This is a genomic window from Pirellulimonas nuda, from assembly GCF_007750855.1.
In the GTDB taxonomy this organism is placed as follows: domain Bacteria; phylum Planctomycetota; class Planctomycetia; order Pirellulales; family Lacipirellulaceae; genus Pirellulimonas; species Pirellulimonas nuda.
This window is the reverse complement of sequence record NZ_CP036291.1, coordinates 6,378,849-6,395,104: the sequence shown is the minus strand read 5'-3', so window position 1 is coordinate 6,395,104 and position 16,256 is coordinate 6,378,849. Positions and strand designations below refer to the sequence as shown.

Annotated in this window: 13 protein-coding genes and 2 pseudogenes; 6 read left to right on the top strand and 9 right to left on the bottom strand. The window is 67.8% G+C overall.

Features of this window, described 5'->3' with window-relative positions:
• Positions 1 to 6 precede the first annotated feature (6 nt).
• The 7 genes and pseudogenes from Pla175_RS24815 to Pla175_RS24785 all read right to left on the bottom strand — a co-directional run bounded on the left by Pla175_RS24815 (position 7) and on the right by Pla175_RS24785 (position 6,385).
• Positions 7 to 495, bottom strand: coding sequence for a hypothetical protein (locus tag Pla175_RS24815; protein WP_145291771.1), 489 nt, complete (start codon positions 493 to 495; stop codon positions 7 to 9).
• Positions 496 to 607: 112 nt separating this feature from the next.
• On the bottom strand, positions 608 to 901 hold the full coding sequence (locus Pla175_RS24810) for a PEP-CTERM sorting domain-containing protein (RefSeq protein WP_145291770.1): 294 nt from the start codon (positions 899 to 901) through the stop codon (positions 608 to 610).
• Positions 902 to 903: 2 nt separating this feature from the next.
• Positions 904 to 1,155, bottom strand: a pseudogene (locus tag Pla175_RS24805) (type II secretion system protein); the annotation flags it as partial.
• Between the two features lie 268 nt (positions 1,156 to 1,423).
• Complete coding sequence (locus tag Pla175_RS24800) at positions 1,424 to 2,323, bottom strand: hypothetical protein (RefSeq protein WP_145291769.1); 900 nt, start codon at positions 2,321 to 2,323, stop codon at positions 1,424 to 1,426.
• Between the two features lie 241 nt (positions 2,324 to 2,564).
• Positions 2,565 to 4,379, bottom strand: coding sequence for a DUF5060 domain-containing protein (locus tag Pla175_RS24795; RefSeq protein WP_145291768.1), 1,815 nt, complete (start codon positions 4,377 to 4,379; stop codon positions 2,565 to 2,567).
• A gap of 147 nt (positions 4,380 to 4,526) precedes the next feature.
• Positions 4,527 to 4,634, bottom strand: a pseudogene (locus Pla175_RS27240) (winged helix-turn-helix domain-containing protein); the annotation flags it as partial.
• Positions 4,635 to 4,807: 173 nt separating this feature from the next.
• Complete coding sequence (locus tag Pla175_RS24785) at positions 4,808 to 6,385, bottom strand: hypothetical protein (RefSeq protein ID WP_197527137.1); 1,578 nt, start codon at positions 6,383 to 6,385, stop codon at positions 4,808 to 4,810.
• Positions 6,386 to 6,768: 383 nt separating this feature from the next.
• On the opposite strand from Pla175_RS24785, the gene Pla175_RS24775 reads away from it, so the two are divergent.
• The 4 genes from Pla175_RS24775 (at position 6,769) to Pla175_RS24760 (ending at position 11,875) form a co-directional block, all read left to right on the top strand.
• The gene (locus tag Pla175_RS24775) at positions 6,769 to 8,766 is read left to right on the top strand and encodes an FG-GAP-like repeat-containing protein (RefSeq protein ID WP_231954063.1); all 1,998 of its coding nucleotides are present in this window, start codon (positions 6,769 to 6,771) and stop codon (positions 8,764 to 8,766) included.
• A 150-nt stretch (positions 8,767 to 8,916) separates the two neighbouring features.
• Positions 8,917 to 9,594 (top strand): 3-keto-disaccharide hydrolase, encoded by a 678-nt coding sequence (locus Pla175_RS24770; protein WP_145291766.1) that lies wholly within the window; start codon positions 8,917 to 8,919, stop codon positions 9,592 to 9,594.
• A gap of 65 nt (positions 9,595 to 9,659) precedes the next feature.
• Positions 9,660 to 10,085, top strand: a complete 426-nt coding sequence (locus Pla175_RS24765) for a hypothetical protein (RefSeq protein ID WP_145291765.1) — start codon at positions 9,660 to 9,662, stop codon at positions 10,083 to 10,085.
• 77 nt (positions 10,086 to 10,162) lie between these two features.
• Entirely contained in the window at positions 10,163 to 11,875 is a 1,713-nt protein-coding gene (locus tag Pla175_RS24760) for an alpha/beta hydrolase (RefSeq protein ID WP_145291764.1), read from the top strand.
• Positions 11,876 to 11,984: 109 nt separating this feature from the next.
• Here the strand turns inward: Pla175_RS24760 and Pla175_RS24755 are convergent, their stop codons facing one another.
• Positions 11,985 to 12,551, bottom strand: coding sequence for a LemA family protein (locus tag Pla175_RS24755; protein ID WP_145291763.1), 567 nt, complete (start codon positions 12,549 to 12,551; stop codon positions 11,985 to 11,987).
• A gap of 166 nt (positions 12,552 to 12,717) precedes the next feature.
• Complete coding sequence (locus tag Pla175_RS24750) at positions 12,718 to 14,847, bottom strand: 3-hydroxyacyl-CoA dehydrogenase NAD-binding domain-containing protein (RefSeq protein ID WP_145291762.1); 2,130 nt, start codon at positions 14,845 to 14,847, stop codon at positions 12,718 to 12,720.
• Between the two features lie 236 nt (positions 14,848 to 15,083).
• Here Pla175_RS24750 and Pla175_RS24745 point away from each other — a divergent pair, with 236 nt between their 5' ends.
• Together Pla175_RS24745 and Pla175_RS24740 are read left to right on the top strand one after the other, a co-directional pair.
• Complete coding sequence (locus tag Pla175_RS24745) at positions 15,084 to 15,530, top strand: DUF4430 domain-containing protein (RefSeq protein WP_197527136.1); 447 nt, start codon at positions 15,084 to 15,086, stop codon at positions 15,528 to 15,530.
• Positions 15,531 to 15,613: 83 nt separating this feature from the next.
• Positions 15,614 to 16,174, top strand: coding sequence for a DUF6580 family putative transport protein (locus tag Pla175_RS24740; protein WP_145291760.1), 561 nt, complete (start codon positions 15,614 to 15,616; stop codon positions 16,172 to 16,174).
• Positions 16,175 to 16,256: the final 82 nt, after the last annotated feature.

Sequence of the window (16,256 nt, the reverse complement as noted above, 5' to 3'; positions counted from 1 at the left end):
CGCCAACTACCCAGACAAGTGCGACAACAGGGCGACAATGATAAGCACCGCGATGGCGACCGTGACGCCGATGAGGATGTAGTGCCAGAGCAAGGCGACCGAACACAACGCCAGCGCCGGGCCTGCCAGCAGGTAGCTGCGTTCGCGCCACGAAGCGATCACGCCAACGGCGATGCCCGCCAGGGCGACGAGGGTGGTGATGATGAACAGCGCCTTGGACGAGGCGGGGGCCGGCGTCGGGGGAGGCGGGGGGACCTCCTTGGTCGTGCCGCCAATCGTGACGGTCGCCCCTTTCCACTGGAAGGTCTCGCCCCCCTCGACAACCTGCTGCGGCTTGGGGGCGGATTGCGTGGGCCAGGGGGGCGGGACCTCAAAGATCGCGCGTGGAATGATGGCGAGGGCCAGGGCCACAACGCCCAAGATCACTGCCGCGATCCCGAATTGTCCCTGGGGTTGCAACGCGCTGTTCATGCCGGCCAAAGCGCTAGTGGTCACGGGGGGCTTGGAAGCGGCGCCGCCCACCCGAGTCTGCCACGAAAGACGCCCGCGTCAAGTTGCCTTGACGCGGGCGTATGCATCGTGATTCCCCGGGGGGTGCGTGCTCAGATCACAGCTTGCTCTGGGCCGCGGAGCGCCGCGTCGCGACGCCAAGCGTCGCCAGCGCGAGCAGCAGCACCGATGCGGGCTCGGGCACCGGGGCCGAGCTTGCAGCATTCGGCCCCACAAAGGTGAGCGTGCCGGTCGGCCAACGCGAGAAGGGGTCGTTGGCGTTGCCGGGGTTGTCGTGCCAGCTCCAGATCGGCAGGAAGTTGGCGCCCGCGTCGCCGATGAAGCCGACGTTGAAGCCCCAGACCTCCCCGGCGGTCGCCCCGTCGGTGGCGTTCAGGCCTGTCTCGTTCATGGCACCCCGCCGGTTGGCCAGAAGCCCAACGAAGCAACATGCGTCTGCGCCGCCAACCCGATCTGCTTGATCTGGTTCGAGCACTGCAAGCGTCGGGCCGATTCGCGTGCCGCCTGCACGGCGGGCAGAAGCATCGCGACCAGGATGCCGATGATGGCGATCACGACTAAGAGCTCCACCAGCGTGAAGCCGCCACGGCGCGGCTGGGAACCTTGTCGGCTGCCGGAACCGCACGTCCCGTGCGGAATATTCATCGGATCGTCCCTCCTTGTTAGGGCGTCAAAGCGCTTGGTGCAGGCCGGGATTCCTCTGTTGGATCAACCGGAGAGCGCCCTGTATTGTAGCCGCAACGTCCCCCCGCCGCACTTGCGGCGCAGCGTGATTCTTGGGGCATTTTGTCGCAGTTGCAGGTGCGAACGAGAGATCGAGGGAGAAAGTTCCTCATTCCTGGGCTTAAGGGCCCCTCCGACGAGCGACGCGCCGGGGTGAATCGAACGGGCCGGGGCGGCGCCGGTTCCGCTGCTAGTTGGGAGCGGCGCCCGACCGTCTCTGCGCGTGGCGGTCCAGCGGCAGATCGTCCAGCCACTCGGCCATATACCGCAAGTGGTTCATGTGGTCCTCGCCCGTGTCGCCCGGCGAGCCCCAGAAGGCGAAGCCCCCCTCCCCTGCTCGGCGGACAAACACCAGCGGCCCGAGGCCGGGCTGGTTCGTGGCGTGGGCTTCCAGGCCCAGGCCCCGCAGCAGCGCTTCGCCCGTGTCGCGGGTGCTCTCGTAGGTAGGCGTGGGGACCTCGGTGTGGGTGAAGATAAACGTCTTCTCCCCCGCCACGGCCCGCTTGGCGTACGTCAGGTAGTCGGCCATCTGCGCCGGCTCGGGGGCGCCCCCCGCAGCGGTCGAGGCGTACAGCGAGTCGACCGCCAGCAGCCCGGCGATGGCGTCGCGGTAGTGGGGCTGCTTGAGGATCTCGCGCACCGCGCCGTAGCCGGCGCTGAACGAGGCGACCACCACGTGGTCCCAGTGCGCGGCGTCGCCGAAGCGTGGGTCGGTCTTCAGACGCGCCAGCGCGTCGTCCAGCAGCGTCTGGAACAACCTGGGATCGGCGAACGGGGCCGCGTACGCCCGCGACAACCCGTTGTAGTTGGCGGTGACGACCACGGCGTTGAGCCGCGCGGCGGCGGCGTTGTTCCACACGGTCTGGGGGTCGCCGTGCAGGTGCACCAATAGGTCGACCGCCCCATCGGGCCGCGGCTGGTAGTCTGCCGGAACCCACAACCGCCACTGCGGCCGGCTCATGGCCAGCGCCCGGCCGCTAGCCGCGGGGAGCGGGTCGGCGGCCGCCGCGGGCTGCGCGAGCACGACGGCGGCACCAAGGAAGGCCGCGATGGAGGCGGCGGCGAGCAGCGTGGGGCGTGGGTAGCGCATCGGGGGGCCGGCTGCTTGAACTTTGCGTACTCTTGGCAGGCCGACTCGTACGGCGGGCGTCGACTTGCTAGTGTACTGCATAAATCAGGCGTGACCATTTCTGCGGAGACCTCTTCGGGGCATATTCGCGAATCCGGCTGGAACTGAGTTCCAAAACAGGCGATCGATATGATCAGGTAAAAGTGACGCACTACACTAGCTAGACCTGTCCCCGCTTGGCCGCCACCCTCCCGGCCGGTCATCATTTCTCTGCTCGTTTCAGTAGCAGCACCCAGTCTTGATCACGATCCGAGGGCGCGGCGCCTAGTTCGATCCAGCCGCCCGCCGCGAGCGGGCGGGCCGGGCCCTCGAAGACGCCCTCGCGGGGGTTGAACCAACGCGCGTCAAACTCGCCGTCCGCTGCGGTCAGGTCGAGTCGCCCGGTCTGCTGGGCGGTGGGGAAGTAGATGGCATAGACCTCGTTGGGCGTTTGGAAGACCTGCGCCCCCAGCCGGAACGAGGCGCCCGCCCCTAAACCAACCTGGATGGTCGCTTCTCCCTCAACCAGCGTATCGGCCGGCGACATCTCCCAGAACCTCAGGTGGTCTTCCATGAAGGCCCGCGCGATGCCGACGCTCTTCCACATGGCCCGACGGTTCGGCGTTTTGAACGACTCGGTTTGCAGCAAGTCTTCAAGAATGAACTCAATCTGACCGCCCGACAGCAGCGTCGGCCAGAGCTTCTGCTTGCGGTGGAGCCCCGGGCGGTCGAACGGCTTCCAGGACGCCTCCTGCCCGACGTCGATGGTGAATTCGTCTGTCGACACGGGGAGCGGGCGGCCGGCGGCGGCGGTGGCTTCGCGAAAATCCTCCACCAGCGTGTCGATGCGACGCTGGTTTAGCTGGATCGAGGTCATGCTAAAGCGCGGATCGCCGAAGGTGAAGCGGAGCTCCTTAAACGGATCATGGGCGGAATGCACCGAGATCGGGTGATCGTAAGGATCGGTCGCCCGGATGTAGTCTGCGAACGACCGTATCCGCTCCGGCCCGAGATCGAACTGGATGTTGTATTCTTCGCAAAGGTTCCAGCCGAGCGCGTTGTGGTGGCCGAACCGCGCGATCAGCTCCCGGTAGTAGAGCTTTCGTTCTACGCCAAGCTCGCCTTCGTCCAGTTCCTTCTTGTTCTGCGTCTCTGCCTCGTTGAGAACGATGTGGAGGTTGACGCCGCGGCGCTGGGCGTGCGCAAAGACCATCTCCCACTGTCGGAGCTTGCTTATGTCGAAGTGGAGATTGTCGTCGTCCGGCCCCCCTTTGCGCGTCGGCCTCCCGGCCCAGGGCCAGACATCGTCGCCGTCGCCGCCGATGTTCATCGCAAGAAAGTAGAGGCTGTTGACCTTCATCGACGCCAGGCTGTTGATCGCGCCGATGATGGCCTTGCCGTCGCCGTCGTTCCAGTCGGGGTCGCCCGGTCGCCAATCGGTCGCATGGTCGGCGTAGCGGTGGCTCGGCGGGGTGTTATCGAAGCCGGCATAGGCGAGGAAATTCTCCGGGCTGTCGACGCCGGCGCGGACCCAGTAGGGGCCATCGCGGAACTTCAGGTAGTGCCCCCCCGCGTACTCCAATCGTCCCCACTTCAAGAAACCGGGCGCCTTCGCGTCGCGCGGGGCGACGTCGAACGCGCCTTGCTCGCCGTCGAATGCGGCGGGCGCGCCCGCATCGGCGTCCAGTGACACGGCTACGCCCTTGCCAGACCGGAACGAGGCCCGGTACTTCCAACCCCCGCCCTCGTCGGGGGTGAACCTTACGCGCCACACGCCGCCGCGTTCATCGCCCTCGCCGTTGCCGTCGAAGAAGCCCGGGACGTCGTACACCTGCCCCGACGGGCCTTTGAACTCGACTTGGAGGCGATAGTCGAGAAACGGGTTGGGGTCGTCATCGGTTTCCACGGCAGCCGGCCCTTCAAAACTCACGGCCATCGGGCGCCATGCGACCAACTCGCCCTGAACCGTCGCCGCCCGGGCCGCTGGAAGAATCGCAGCAAGAGCGAACAGAATGGCGAAACACTGCCGAGCTTGCATAGTCGTTGACCGCGTTCGAGTCGTTGGTTGAAGAACTGGTCTTGGCTTTGTGGTTGGCCGGACCGGGCCGAACGCTATTCTGGCCGTTGGAATGGGGTCTGTCGAACAACCCTCCCCGTCAAGCAGCCGCTGGGCCTCCCCGGTGCTCTACCAGTAGCCGCGCCGCTCGGACTCGGTAAGCCCCGCCATCTTGAGACGGGTGTGGGCCCACCTGAGCCGTGCCGCGATCACGCGGCGCCGACTGGCGTGGGTCGCTTTGCGATCTTCTTAGGTGACCCCAATGTGGTCGCAGCTAGTGTACTGCATCAATCAGAGGTGACCTCTTCTGCGGAGACCTCTTCGGGGCATATTCGCGAATCCGGCTGGAACTGAGTTCCAAGATATGATCAGGTAAAAGTGACGCAATACACTAGGCGGCCGCAACGCGTTCATTCCCGAAACGTCGTCTGTTGCAGAGGGCCATCCCCCAGCGGGGCGAGCGTGCTTGATTCCAACGCGAGCAACTGGTTGTAGCGATCGACCAACTGCGGCGAGGCGACCTTCGGCAAATTGGCGTCCCGCGCCACGCGGTCCAGCATGTGCTCGAGCCGCAAGACCAGCGCCTCGTCCTTCTTGGCGTCGAGCAGCGCGTCGGCCGTGCGTTCTTTCTCTGCGCGTTGGCCGACCAGCGAGGAGTAACCGGGCATCGCCGAGACCTGACGCTCGAACTCGTCGGCCCTTTCGGCCAGCAACGCGGCGAGCATGGGAGACAGCTCGGCGTCTAGCTCGGGCCACTCGCGGCGCGCCCCGGAGGCCAGCCGGTCGCGGGTGCGCCGATAGTTGCTCGACGCCCGGCTGGCGCTGCGCCGATCGCGGGAGACCTGCTGACGGGCCTGCGCCAACGCCCGTTCGACCTGCTCTACGCCGCCGCTGGGGTCCAGGCCCAGCTTCTCCAGCAGGCGGTCGACGATGGCTCGGTCGATGGGTCGGGCGTGCCGCAGCAGGTCGGCCAGCGGGCCCTTGGCTTCCACTAGCTCGCCCGAGGGGGAGCGTTGGGGCCCGCTGCTGGGGTTGGCTTGCTCGTACAACGAGAGCGCGGCCCCGCCGTCGGTGCTGTAGTAGCGGAGGTACTCGTCCGAGGTGCGGATAGGGATATCGACCGTTTCGCTCTCGCACACCGCGTAGGCGTGCGCCTCGGCCATCGAGGTGACCCCGTCGCCGTCGAGGTCCGTGTCCGTCACGGCGACCCCTGCGCGGTCGTGCCCGGCCAGGGCCGCCCAGAAGTAGGTGCTGTATTCTTGGTAGGTCTGCTTGTCGACGTCTGGCGTGCAGCCGGCCGCGGGGCGGTCGTGCACCTGGGCGAAGAAGCCGGCCCGCAGTTGGGGCGAGAGGTCCTTCGCCGGGTTGGCGTCGTTGTAGATAACGTGCGAGAAGCCCCCCGCGTAGCACTGCACCATCACCATCACCACGGGCGTCGTCTGCGGCAGGTCGTTGAGCCAGCTTGCCAATTCGGAGGCCCGCACCGAGCGGTGGTTCCAGGTGTACAGCGTGGTGTTGTAGGGGGTTTTCTCTTCGCCGGAGCCGCCGTGCGCGGTGGCGTACAACATCAGGCGGTCGCCGGCCGACATCTGCCGGCCCAGCTCGCGGAGCCGATCGCGTATCCGCCGCGGTGAGGTCTCGGCGAGAACATTCTGTACGTTGTGGTTGCGGTACGCGATGTCGAGCGAATCAAACTCGCCGAACAACTCGATGCCCAGCCGCCGCCCCGGCGAACAATCGAAATCGGGATCGCGGAACTGCAAGTCGCGGTGGCGGTCGTCGCCGTCGGCGAAGTAGATGTCGTGCGGCGGGTTGTCGGGCCGCTGCTCGGCCAGCACCTGCGCGAAGAACTCGACGTTGCGCTCCAGCGATACCTGGTTCCCCTGGGGCTCGTACCCGCCGCCGATCGTCAGGAAGTGGTCGGCGGCCGGCAGCCGCGACACGGCCGCGATCGACAGCAAAAGAAGGATTCGGCCGGAGGATCTCATGCTCAATAACTCCCTTGCCTGTAGGGGGCGGCCGCTGCTTGGTTCGCCGCCCGGCGGTCGAGACAACCACGCGCGACGCAGCACAGCAACAACCCTACCGAACGCGGCGACGGAACCCGCCTGGTTCTGCCCCTCGTTGCGGTCGCCTCGATTTCAGAGAAGTGCGGGTCCAACCCTGACAGAGCGGGACCGCCAGACCTTCTTATAGCTGCCCGCGGCGCCGGTCACCAGCCGATCGAACCGATTTTTGCCACGACGTGGACGGCGGCGCGTGGCGGCCCGCGGCCCGGGAGGGGCAACCTGTTGCGGAGGCGGGCGTGCAAAGTGAAACTGGGGGCGTGCTCGCTTCGCTACCCGCCGCGAACCCATCGACCAAGGCAACCGTGAGACTGCAACGCTCCTTCGCCTCCATCGCCATGCTCGCGCTTGCCTGCACGCAAGCCGCCGCGCTGGAGCCGCTGCGGCACAACAATCCGGGGCTCACGGTCGACCTCGGCGTGGGGCTATGGGCGTGGCCGTTGCCCATGGATTGGGACGGCGACGGCGACCTCGACCTGATCGTCTCGTGCCCCGACACCCCCTACAACGGAACCTACTTCTTCGAGAACCTGGGCGACGAGGCGCGCTTGCCGCTCTTTCGAGCCGGGCAGCGGGTCGGGGCCGGTCTGCAGAACGCGCAGGTCTCGTACGTCGACGGCGCGCCGCGCGTGCTGACGGGCCGCAAGGCCCAGCGGGGGGCGTGCGTCGAGCTGCTGAACTTTCTGGGCAAGGGGTTCGATGAAACCAGAGGCCTCGGCCTCTCGCTCGTCGACGGGGCCGAAGACCGGGTTCGGGCCAATCAGTGGAAGTACGTCGACTTCGACGGCGACGGCGTGCTCGACCTGGTCCACGGCGCGGGGCTCTGGGGCGACTACGGCTGGGACAACGCCTACGACGACAAGGGAGAGTGGCGCCGCGGGCCGCTGCACGGCTACGTCTACGTGTTCCGCAACCACGGCTCAAACGCGCGCCCCGTGTACGACCCGCCGCTGCGGCTTCAGGCGCGCGACCAAGACATCGACGTCTACGGCATGCCTTCTCCCAACTTCGCTGATTTCGACGGCGACGGCGACCTCGATCTGCTGTGCGGGGAGTTCCTCGACGGCTTCACCTACTTCCACAACGCCGGGACCCGTGCTCAGCCGGCCTACGAACCCGGCGTGTACCTCACCGACGCGGGTCGGAAGGTAGCGATGCACGTGCAGATGATCACCCCAACGGCCCTCGACTGGGACCACGATGGCGATGTCGACCTCGTTTGCGGGGATGAAGACGGCCGGGTCGCATTGGTAGAGAACGCCGGCGGCTTCCGATCGGGCGCCCCCGCCTTCCGCCAGCCGGTCTATTTCCAGCAGCAGGCCGACGAGGTCAAGTTCGGCGCGCTCGTCACCCCGTTTGCGGTCGACTGGGACGCCGATGGCGACGAGGACCTGATCTGCGGGAACACTTCAGGCAACATCGGCTTTATCGAGAACCTTGGCGGGGGCCGCGTTCCCCGCTGGGCGGCGCCCGCGTTGCTCGAAGCGGGCGGCAAACCCATCCACATCCAGGCCGGGCCGCGGGGTTCGATCCAGGGCCCCTGCGAGGCCAAGTGGGGATACACGGTTGTGAACGTGGCCGACTGGGACCACGACGGGCTTCACGACCTGGTGGTCAACAGCATCTGGGGCAAGGTGGTCTGGTTCCGAAACATCGGCAGCAGGTCGAGCCCGAGGCTGGCCCAGGCGCAGCCCGTGGCGATCGGGTGGCCGGACGCGCCCGCGAAGCCGGCCTGGAACTGGTGGGACCCGGCGCCTGACGAGTTGGTAACGCAGTGGCGCACCACGCCGTGCGTCGTCGATTGGAACCGAGACGGTCTGAACGACCTCGTGATGTTGGACCACGAGGGCTACCTGGCGTTCTTCGAGCGGGCGAAGCAGGGGGACCAACTCGTGCTGACGCCCGGCAAACGCGTTTTCAAGTCGGGCCCCGGCCCAGACGCGCAGGCCGCTTCCTCGCTCGGCGGCGAGAACGGCGCCGGGCTGCTGCGGCTAAGCAGCGGACAGGCCGGCGCGTCGGGGCGTCGCAAGTTCTGCCTGGTCGATTGGGACGGCGACGGCGACCTCGACCTGCTGGTAAACTCGGCCAACATCAACTTCCTGGAGAACACCGGCGCCCAGGGGGGCATGACCACGTTTGAAGACCGCGGCCCGTTGGGCGATCGGAAGCTGGCCGGGCACACCACGTGCCCCACGACGGTGGATTGGGATCGTGACGGGGTTCCAGACCTTCTCGCGGGGGCAGAAGACGGCCGACTCTACTACCTCGCCAACCCCCGTAAGGCGGAACGCGCGGAGCAGTAATCCGGAACGGCCCGACCTACGCCGCCAATCGCGTCCCGCGTCCCGGGGGGGGCAACCTGTTGCGGCGGCGGGCGTGCGAGGCGAAACTAGGGGCCCCGTCGTTGGGCGCGCCCTCGGGTGGTCTCTTCGCTCTCGTTGTCTGGATCGAACATGAAACGCTATCGCTCTGCTCTGCTTGCTTGGCTCGTGTTGACCCTGCCCGCGGCGCCGGTCCGCGGCGAGGAGACCATCGAACTGTTCGACGGCAAGTCGCTCGCCGGCTGGGTCGACGGCAAGGGCAGGCCGGCTTCCAAGGGCTGGAAGGTCGAGCAGGGCCTGCTGATGTGCCCGGGGCGCGTCGGGTCGCTTTTTACCGAGCATGAGTACGGGGACTTCGAGCTCGCGTTCCGCTGGCGGATCAGCGAGCGCGGCAACAGCGGCGTGAAGTACCGCGCCAAGTTCTACGAGCAGGCCCTGTTCGGCAGGCCCGGGTGGCTGGGCTGCGAGTACCAACTAACCGACGACGCCACGCTGAACCCGGGCCCCAAGTACGTAACGGGCGCCCTGTACGCCGTGTACGAACCCTCGATCACCCAACCGGCGAACCCCCCCGGCGAGTTCAACGAGTCGCGGATCGTGGTCCGGGGCGACCACTCCGAGCACTGGCTCAACGGCCAGAAGATCCTCGAAGCCGACCGCGGTTCGGAGGACTGGAAGAAGCGGATCCGCGCGAGCAAGTTCAACCAGGTGGACGGCGTCTTCGAGAACCACCAGGGGCGCATCGAGCTGCAAGACCACGGCAGCCCCACGTGGTTCTCGCGCGTGAGTCTGAAGGTGCTGGACGAGTAGCGGAGCAGAAAGTCGGGCTACGGGCCTCCGGACGTTAACGCTTACGGCTCCAGAGGCACGCGCCCATGCGATTCGGCGTATTTGATTTGCTGCTGCTTACGACGATCGTGGCGCTCGTGGCCGGGGCTTGGGGCATCGACCCGGGGCTCGGGGTGACCGCGGCCATCGTCGCGGTCCCCGTGTCGATCCGATCGTGGCTGGTGTTCAATGCCAGGGCCAAGCAGGGGATCGAAACGTCACCGAGGCGCAAGGCGTTGATGGTGCTGCTGTCGGCCGCCATCACGATTGTTCTACTGACGCTGGCGCTTTTCGTTGCGGTCTTCGCATTTTGCTCGGTGAGCACCCCCGGCCCTTTCTTCGGCGGGCCTAGAGAAGGGGGCGCCGCGTGGCAGGTCTTCGCCGCAATCTGCGCCATCGTGGCGGTCGGAGTCTTTGTTTGGCTGACCGTGAAACTGGTGCGTTTCCGGTGGCGGCGCGACACGAAGAAATAACCGCCACTTGGTCCCGCAGGCGCCTTGGCTGCGAGTAGAATGCCCCCTTTCTCCGGACCCATTCCCACTCAGGTCGCATGCAGCGGTTCTTGCGTTCCCTCCGGCGGATTGCCGGCCGGCAGTTGGCCAGCCTCTCGTTTATCGGGCTCTCGATCGCCACGCTGTTCTTCGCGGCGTCGCTCACGCCGTCGCTGCTGCCGCGGCACTTTGCGGTGCAGGGGGTGCTGTCGGGGTTCTCGTTTGCGATCGGGTACGCCCTGGGGGTGCTGGGCGTGTGGTTGTGGGACTACCTGGGGCTTCCCCACCCAGCCGACCGGGTGCAACGGATCAGCAAACGCATCACGGCGGCCTGCGTGACGGTCATCATCGGCTGGTTCTTGTGGCAGTCGACCGTCTGGCAGAACTCTGTCCGCGGGCTGATGGAAATGGCGCCGCTGGAGACCGCCTACCCGTGGCGCGTGGCCCTCATCGCGCTAGCGACCGCGGCGGTGCTGGTGCTGATCGCCCGCGCGCTGCGGGCCGGCTGGCTGCTGCTGCACCGGCAGGCCATCCGTGTGGTGCCGCGGCGGGTCTCCTACCTGCTGACCACCGCGGCGGTGGGGCTGATCTTGTTCTTGATGGTCAACAAGGTGTTCGCCCGGCTGGCGGTAGCGGCGGCCGACGCGGTCTTCTTGCAGATCGACAAGGTCGTGGACGAGGGGATCGAGCAGCCGACCGATCCCGACGCCTCGGGCAGCAGCGAGTCGCTAATTCCCTGGGACTCCATCGGGTGGCAGGGGAAGAACTTCATCGTCACCGGGCCCACCCGGCAGCAGATCGAGGCGTTCGGCGCCCCCGGCGGGGACGCGGGCGTGAAGCGGCCGCTGCGGGTGTACGCGGGGCTGCGGTCCACCGACACCACCGACGAGCGCGCCCGGCTGGCGCTGCAAGAACTCATCCGCGTCGGCGGTTTCGACCGCCAGGTGCTGGTGGTCGCCACGCCCACGGGGACCGGCTGGCTCGACCCCGGCGCGGTCGACACGCTGGAGTACCTGCACGGGGGCGACACCGCGATCGTCAGCATGCAGTACTCGTACCTGCCGAGCTGGATCACGCTGCTGGTCGACCCGAACCGTTCCATCGACGCGGCCCACGCGCTCTTCGAAGAGGTGTACGGCCACTGGCGCACGCTCCCCAAAGAGGGCCGGCCCCGGCTCTACCTGCACGGGCTGAGCCTGGGGGCGCTGGGAAGCGAGAGTTGCGCCGACCTGTTCACGCTGCTGGAAGACCCGATCCAGGGGGGGCTGTGGAGCGGCCCGCCGTTCGCCAGCGCCTCGTGGGCGCAGATCACCAAAGAGCGCAACGCCGACTCGCCGGTGTGGCTGCCGCGGTTCCGCGACGGCGCGGTGGTGCGGTTCACGGCGCGCGAGAACGCGCTGGACAAGTTCGGCAATCGCTGGAGCCCCATGCGGTTCGTCTACCTGCAGCACGCCAGCGACCCGATGACCTGGTTCGCCCCCGAGCTGCTGTACCAAGACCCCACCTGGCTCACCGGCGAACGGGGGCCCGACGTGTCGCCCAGCCTGCGGTGGTACCCGGTGGTCACGTTCTTGCAGACCGCGTTCGACATGCTCCGCGCCACCGGCGTGCCGCACGGCTACGGGCACAACTTCGCCGCGGCCAGCTACATCGATTGCTGGCTCGCCGTGACCGAACCCACGGGGTGGGACGAGGAAGACGTCACCCGACTCAAGCTGCTGCTGCAAGAGCGCGGCGACAAAGACCAGGCGACACCGCCGGAGAGCGACTGAGCCTGTCGGCTGAACGAAGGAAAACTCTCGCAGAGGCGCGGAGGCGCAGAGAATTGGTGTCTCCGTTGTTCCTCTGCGTCTCTGCGAGAGATCGTCGTCGCTCCCTCATCTACGACGAGATTTGTTCTACGCTGGGCGCCATCCGCTCCCGCTCGCTTGCCGTCTCGAAGTAGCTAGCCTGCTCAAAGCCGAACATGCCGGCCACCACGTTGGTGGGGAACGCCTGGCACAGCTCGTTTAGCTCGCGGACGTTGCCGTTGTAGAACCGCCGCGCCGCGGCGATGCGGTCTTCGGTGTTCGTCAGCTCGCGCTGCAGGGCCAAGAAGTGGGCGTCCGCCTTCAGGTCGGGGTAGGCCTCGCCGACCGCCAGCAGCCGGCCGACGCCGATCTCCAGCGCCTGCTCGTCCACCGCCTGCGACGCGGCCGAGCCGCTGTTGGCCATCGCCTGGGCGCGCAGCCGGGCGACGTCCGCCAGCAGCTCGCGCTCGTGCTTCGCGTACGCCTTGACGGTCTCTACCAGGTTGGGGATGAGGTCGTAGCGACGCTGCATCTCAACGTCGATCGTCCCCCAGCTATCCCGTAGGTGCTGCCGCACCGAGACCAGCCGGTTGTAGTTGGCGATCAAGAACACGAGCGCCAGCACGACCGGCACGAGGAAGATCAACAGCTCTGGCATGGGCGGGGTCGCGTTCTAGGCCGTGGTTTCTACGGACGAAGACAGCCACGGAAAGGCGCACAAAGCACAAGAAATCGGGCGTGCGTGGCGAAGGCGCCATTTCAACCGGGGCATCCCCTCTTCTTCTGTGCTTTTTGTGCCTTTTCGTGGCTAACTTCTTCCGGTGCTATTCGTAGAACCTCTTCGTTTCTTGGAGCATCGCCGTCGGCTCGAAGCGGCTCCCGAGCGGGGTGAGCGTTTCGAGCCGCTGCAGGATCGCGTCGGCGCCCACCTGGTCGGCCCAGAAGAACAGCCCCCCTTTGTGCGGCGGGAAGCCGATCCCCAGGATTAGCGCCAGGTCGACGTCGCGCACGTCGGCCACGATGCCGTCTTCGATCGCGCGCGTCGCTTCTAGCAGCATCGGCAGCAGCAGCCGGTCGGCCAAGTCGTACGGCAGCTCTGCCACATCGACAGGGGAGTCGACTTCCAGCATCGCGTCGACTTCGGCGCTCGGCTCGCCGCGGGGCGTCTTGCCGGGCTTCGACGACGGGTAGTCGAAGAACCCGCGGCCGTTCTTCTGACCCAAGCGGTCTGCCTCGACCAGCCGGGGGACGATGGACGCCGCTTGCATGCGGTCGGGGAACGCGGCCGCCATCACGCCCCCGGCGTGGGTAGCGACGTCGAGCCCCACCACGTCGAACAGCGTCAGCGGGCCCATCGGCATGCCGAACCGCTTGGCGGCGCCCTCGATCTTGCGGATCGGGACCCCTTCTTCGGCCATCAACGCCGCTTCGTTCATGTAGGGCAGCAGCAGCCGGTTCACCAAGAAGCCGGGCCCGTCCGCCACCACCACCGGCGTCTTGCCGATCCGCCGCGCGTGGGCGGCCGCTTGGGCCACGGTCGCGTCGCTGGTCTCGGCGCCGCGGATCACCTCTACCAGCGGCATCTTCCGCACGGGGTTGAAGAAGTGCAGCCCGCAGAACCGCTCGGGGTGGGGCAGCCCCTGGGCGAGCTGGGTGATGGGGATGGTTGAGGTGTTCGAGCACAGCAGCGCGTCGTCCGCGGCCAGCGGCGCCAGCCGGCCGAGCAGCTCGCGTTTGGCCCGCAGGTCTTCGTAGATCGCTTCGATGACGATGTCCGACTCGGCCAGCGCCTCGTCGGAGAGCCCCGGGCCGACCAGCGCGGCCATCTCGATCGCCCGCGCGGCGCTCGGGCCCCCCAAGGCCTTGTCGTACGACGCCTCGCCCACCACGCCGGCGATCCCATTGGCGAGCGCCTCGGGCCGGCTGTCGGCCAGCAGCACCGGGATGCCGCGTCGCGCGTGGGCCGCCGCGATGCCTTGCCCCATCACGCCCGCGCCCAGCACGCTGACGCGTGCGGGGGCCGGGGGTTGGGGGCTGGGGGCTGGGGGAGTTTTTTTGGCGCGGTCTTGCAGGAAGAAGACGTTGAGCAGCGCGCGGTTCTCTTTCGAGCCGAACAGCGGCGCGAAGCTTTCGGCTTCCAGCTTGAGCGCCTCGTCCAGCGGCAGCGGCGCGGCCTCGAGCATTAGCTCGAGCGCGGCCAGGGGCGCCGGGTAGTGGCCGCCGGTTTGTTGCTGGATGTAGGCGCCGGCGGTGACCCCCAGGAAGCCGCGCTCCGCCTCGTCCATCGCCACGGGGCCGGCCCACCGCTGGCGGTCCGCCAGGTACTGGCCGCTCTCCTGTTCGGCCTCGATCAGCCGCTTGGCGGCGGCCAGCAGGTCGCCGGTCACGACGGCGCTCACGAGGCCGAGCTTGTACGCCTCGGCCGCGCCGATCGACTCGCCGCCGGTGACCAGCTCGACCGCGCCCCCCAGGCCGACCATCCTCGGCGTGCGGGCGGTGCCCCCCCAGCCGGGGAACAGCCCCAGCTTGACCTCGGGGAAGCCGAACTGCGACTTGCTGCTGGCGGTCATTAGCCGGCGGTCGCACCACACGGCCAGCTCGGCCCCGCCGCCGACGCACACGCCGTCGATCGCGGCGACCGACACGTAGGGCGCCTCGGCCAGCCGAGCAAACAGCGTCTGCCCGCGGCGGGAGACGCCGACGATCTGGTCCTTGGGGCGGTCGAGCCCCGCCGCAAACTCGGCCAGGTCGGCGCCGGCGATAAACACCCCCGGCTTGGCGCTAAGGAAGACCAGCCCCTGGACGCCGTCGCGGCCGGCGAGCGTGTCGAGGTGCGCCTCGATCTCGTCGAGCACGTCGGAGGAGAGCAGGTTGGCGCTCCGCTGGGCGTGGTCGAGCGTCAGCAGGGCGACGGGGCCATCGAACTCGAGGCGGGTGTGTTGGGCAGAAGCCATCGGCGTGCGGCTGGTGACGGGTGGCGGGGAAAAGAGTCTACTGCAAACCTTACGCCCCCGGGCGCCCCATGGCCAGCACGGGCCTCCCCCCAATCGAGCCGGCAGCGTTAGCGCCCGGAGTGCCGGGGGTACACGCGGCGCAACCCGCACTGCGTGACGCACTGCGGGCGCTCCGATGCAGAGACGGGGCGCTACCGGATCCAGCGGATGAAACGATATCGAATCAGGGCACTAGCTTGAACGAACCACGCGATCCTTCGGTGCGGCTTGTCTGCGCGTTCTCGGCGGTGCTGCTAGGCCTGATCGCCTGGTACGGCTGGGCCAACGTCCGCTCACAGGCCCCCGCCGCGCCACGCGGGGGCGACACAGTAGCGAATGGACCGGTCGCCCTAGAATCGGTCGCCCTAGAAATCGACGCCGGCGCCGGACCCCCTGTGGTCCGCGAAATCCCTTGGCGAGCGGGCATGACGGCGCTCGATCAGCTCAAGCAGGCCACACAGGTCGAGGTGCTTCACGGGGGGAGCTCGGCCTTCTTGCGGTCCATCGGCGGCCTGGACAACCAGGGCGCCGCGGGCCGGAACTGGCAGTTTTGGGTCAACGGGCGGTTCGGCGAGGCGAGCGCCGGGGCCACGCCGCTAGCGCCGGGAGACCGCGTCTTGTGGCGGTTTGCACTCAGCGAGTAAAACGTTGTGTTGGCGGAAGGCGGCCCCACCCTCTGGCGCCGGCGCCCCGCCCCTTTGTCCTTGTACCAAACACCCGCAGCGTTATGCCCCGCACCGTCCTTTCCAACAAGCTCGTCTCCGACGCCCTGGTCTTCGTCCTGCTGGTTGCGATCGGCGTGGTGGGCCGGCTCGTGCAGCCCGACTGGAACTTCAACCCGATCGCCGCGGTCGCGGTGTTCGCTGGCTTCTGGTTCGGCGCCCCCGCGGCAGCGATGGCCGTGCCGATGGTCGCCATGGCCCTCAGCAACGCGCTGCTGCCGGGGTACGACAACCTGTGGGTGATGCTGAGCGTGTACGCAGCGCTGCTGCTGCCCCCGGCGATCGGCCGCCTGGTGCGGGCCGCGAAGACGACGCCGACCCGCGTCGCCGCCCTGGCCACCGGGTGCGTGGCGCCCGCGGTGCTGTTCTTCCTGGTCACCAACGCCGCGGTGTGGGCCTTCCAGAGCGACTACCCCAAGGACGCCGCCGGCCTGGGCGCCAGCTACGCCGCGGGGCTGCCGTTCCTGGCGCGCAGCATGGCGGCCGACACGATGTACACGGGGCTGCTGTTCGGCAGCGCGGCCCTGGCGGGCTGCTTCTCGCTGCGGAGCACGGCGCGGGCGTGATCGTCAAAGCGACGCATCGCCCCCCCTCTCACTGCGCCCCCTTGGAGCCGGAAGCGTCAGCGCCCGGAGTTTAGTCGGCGCG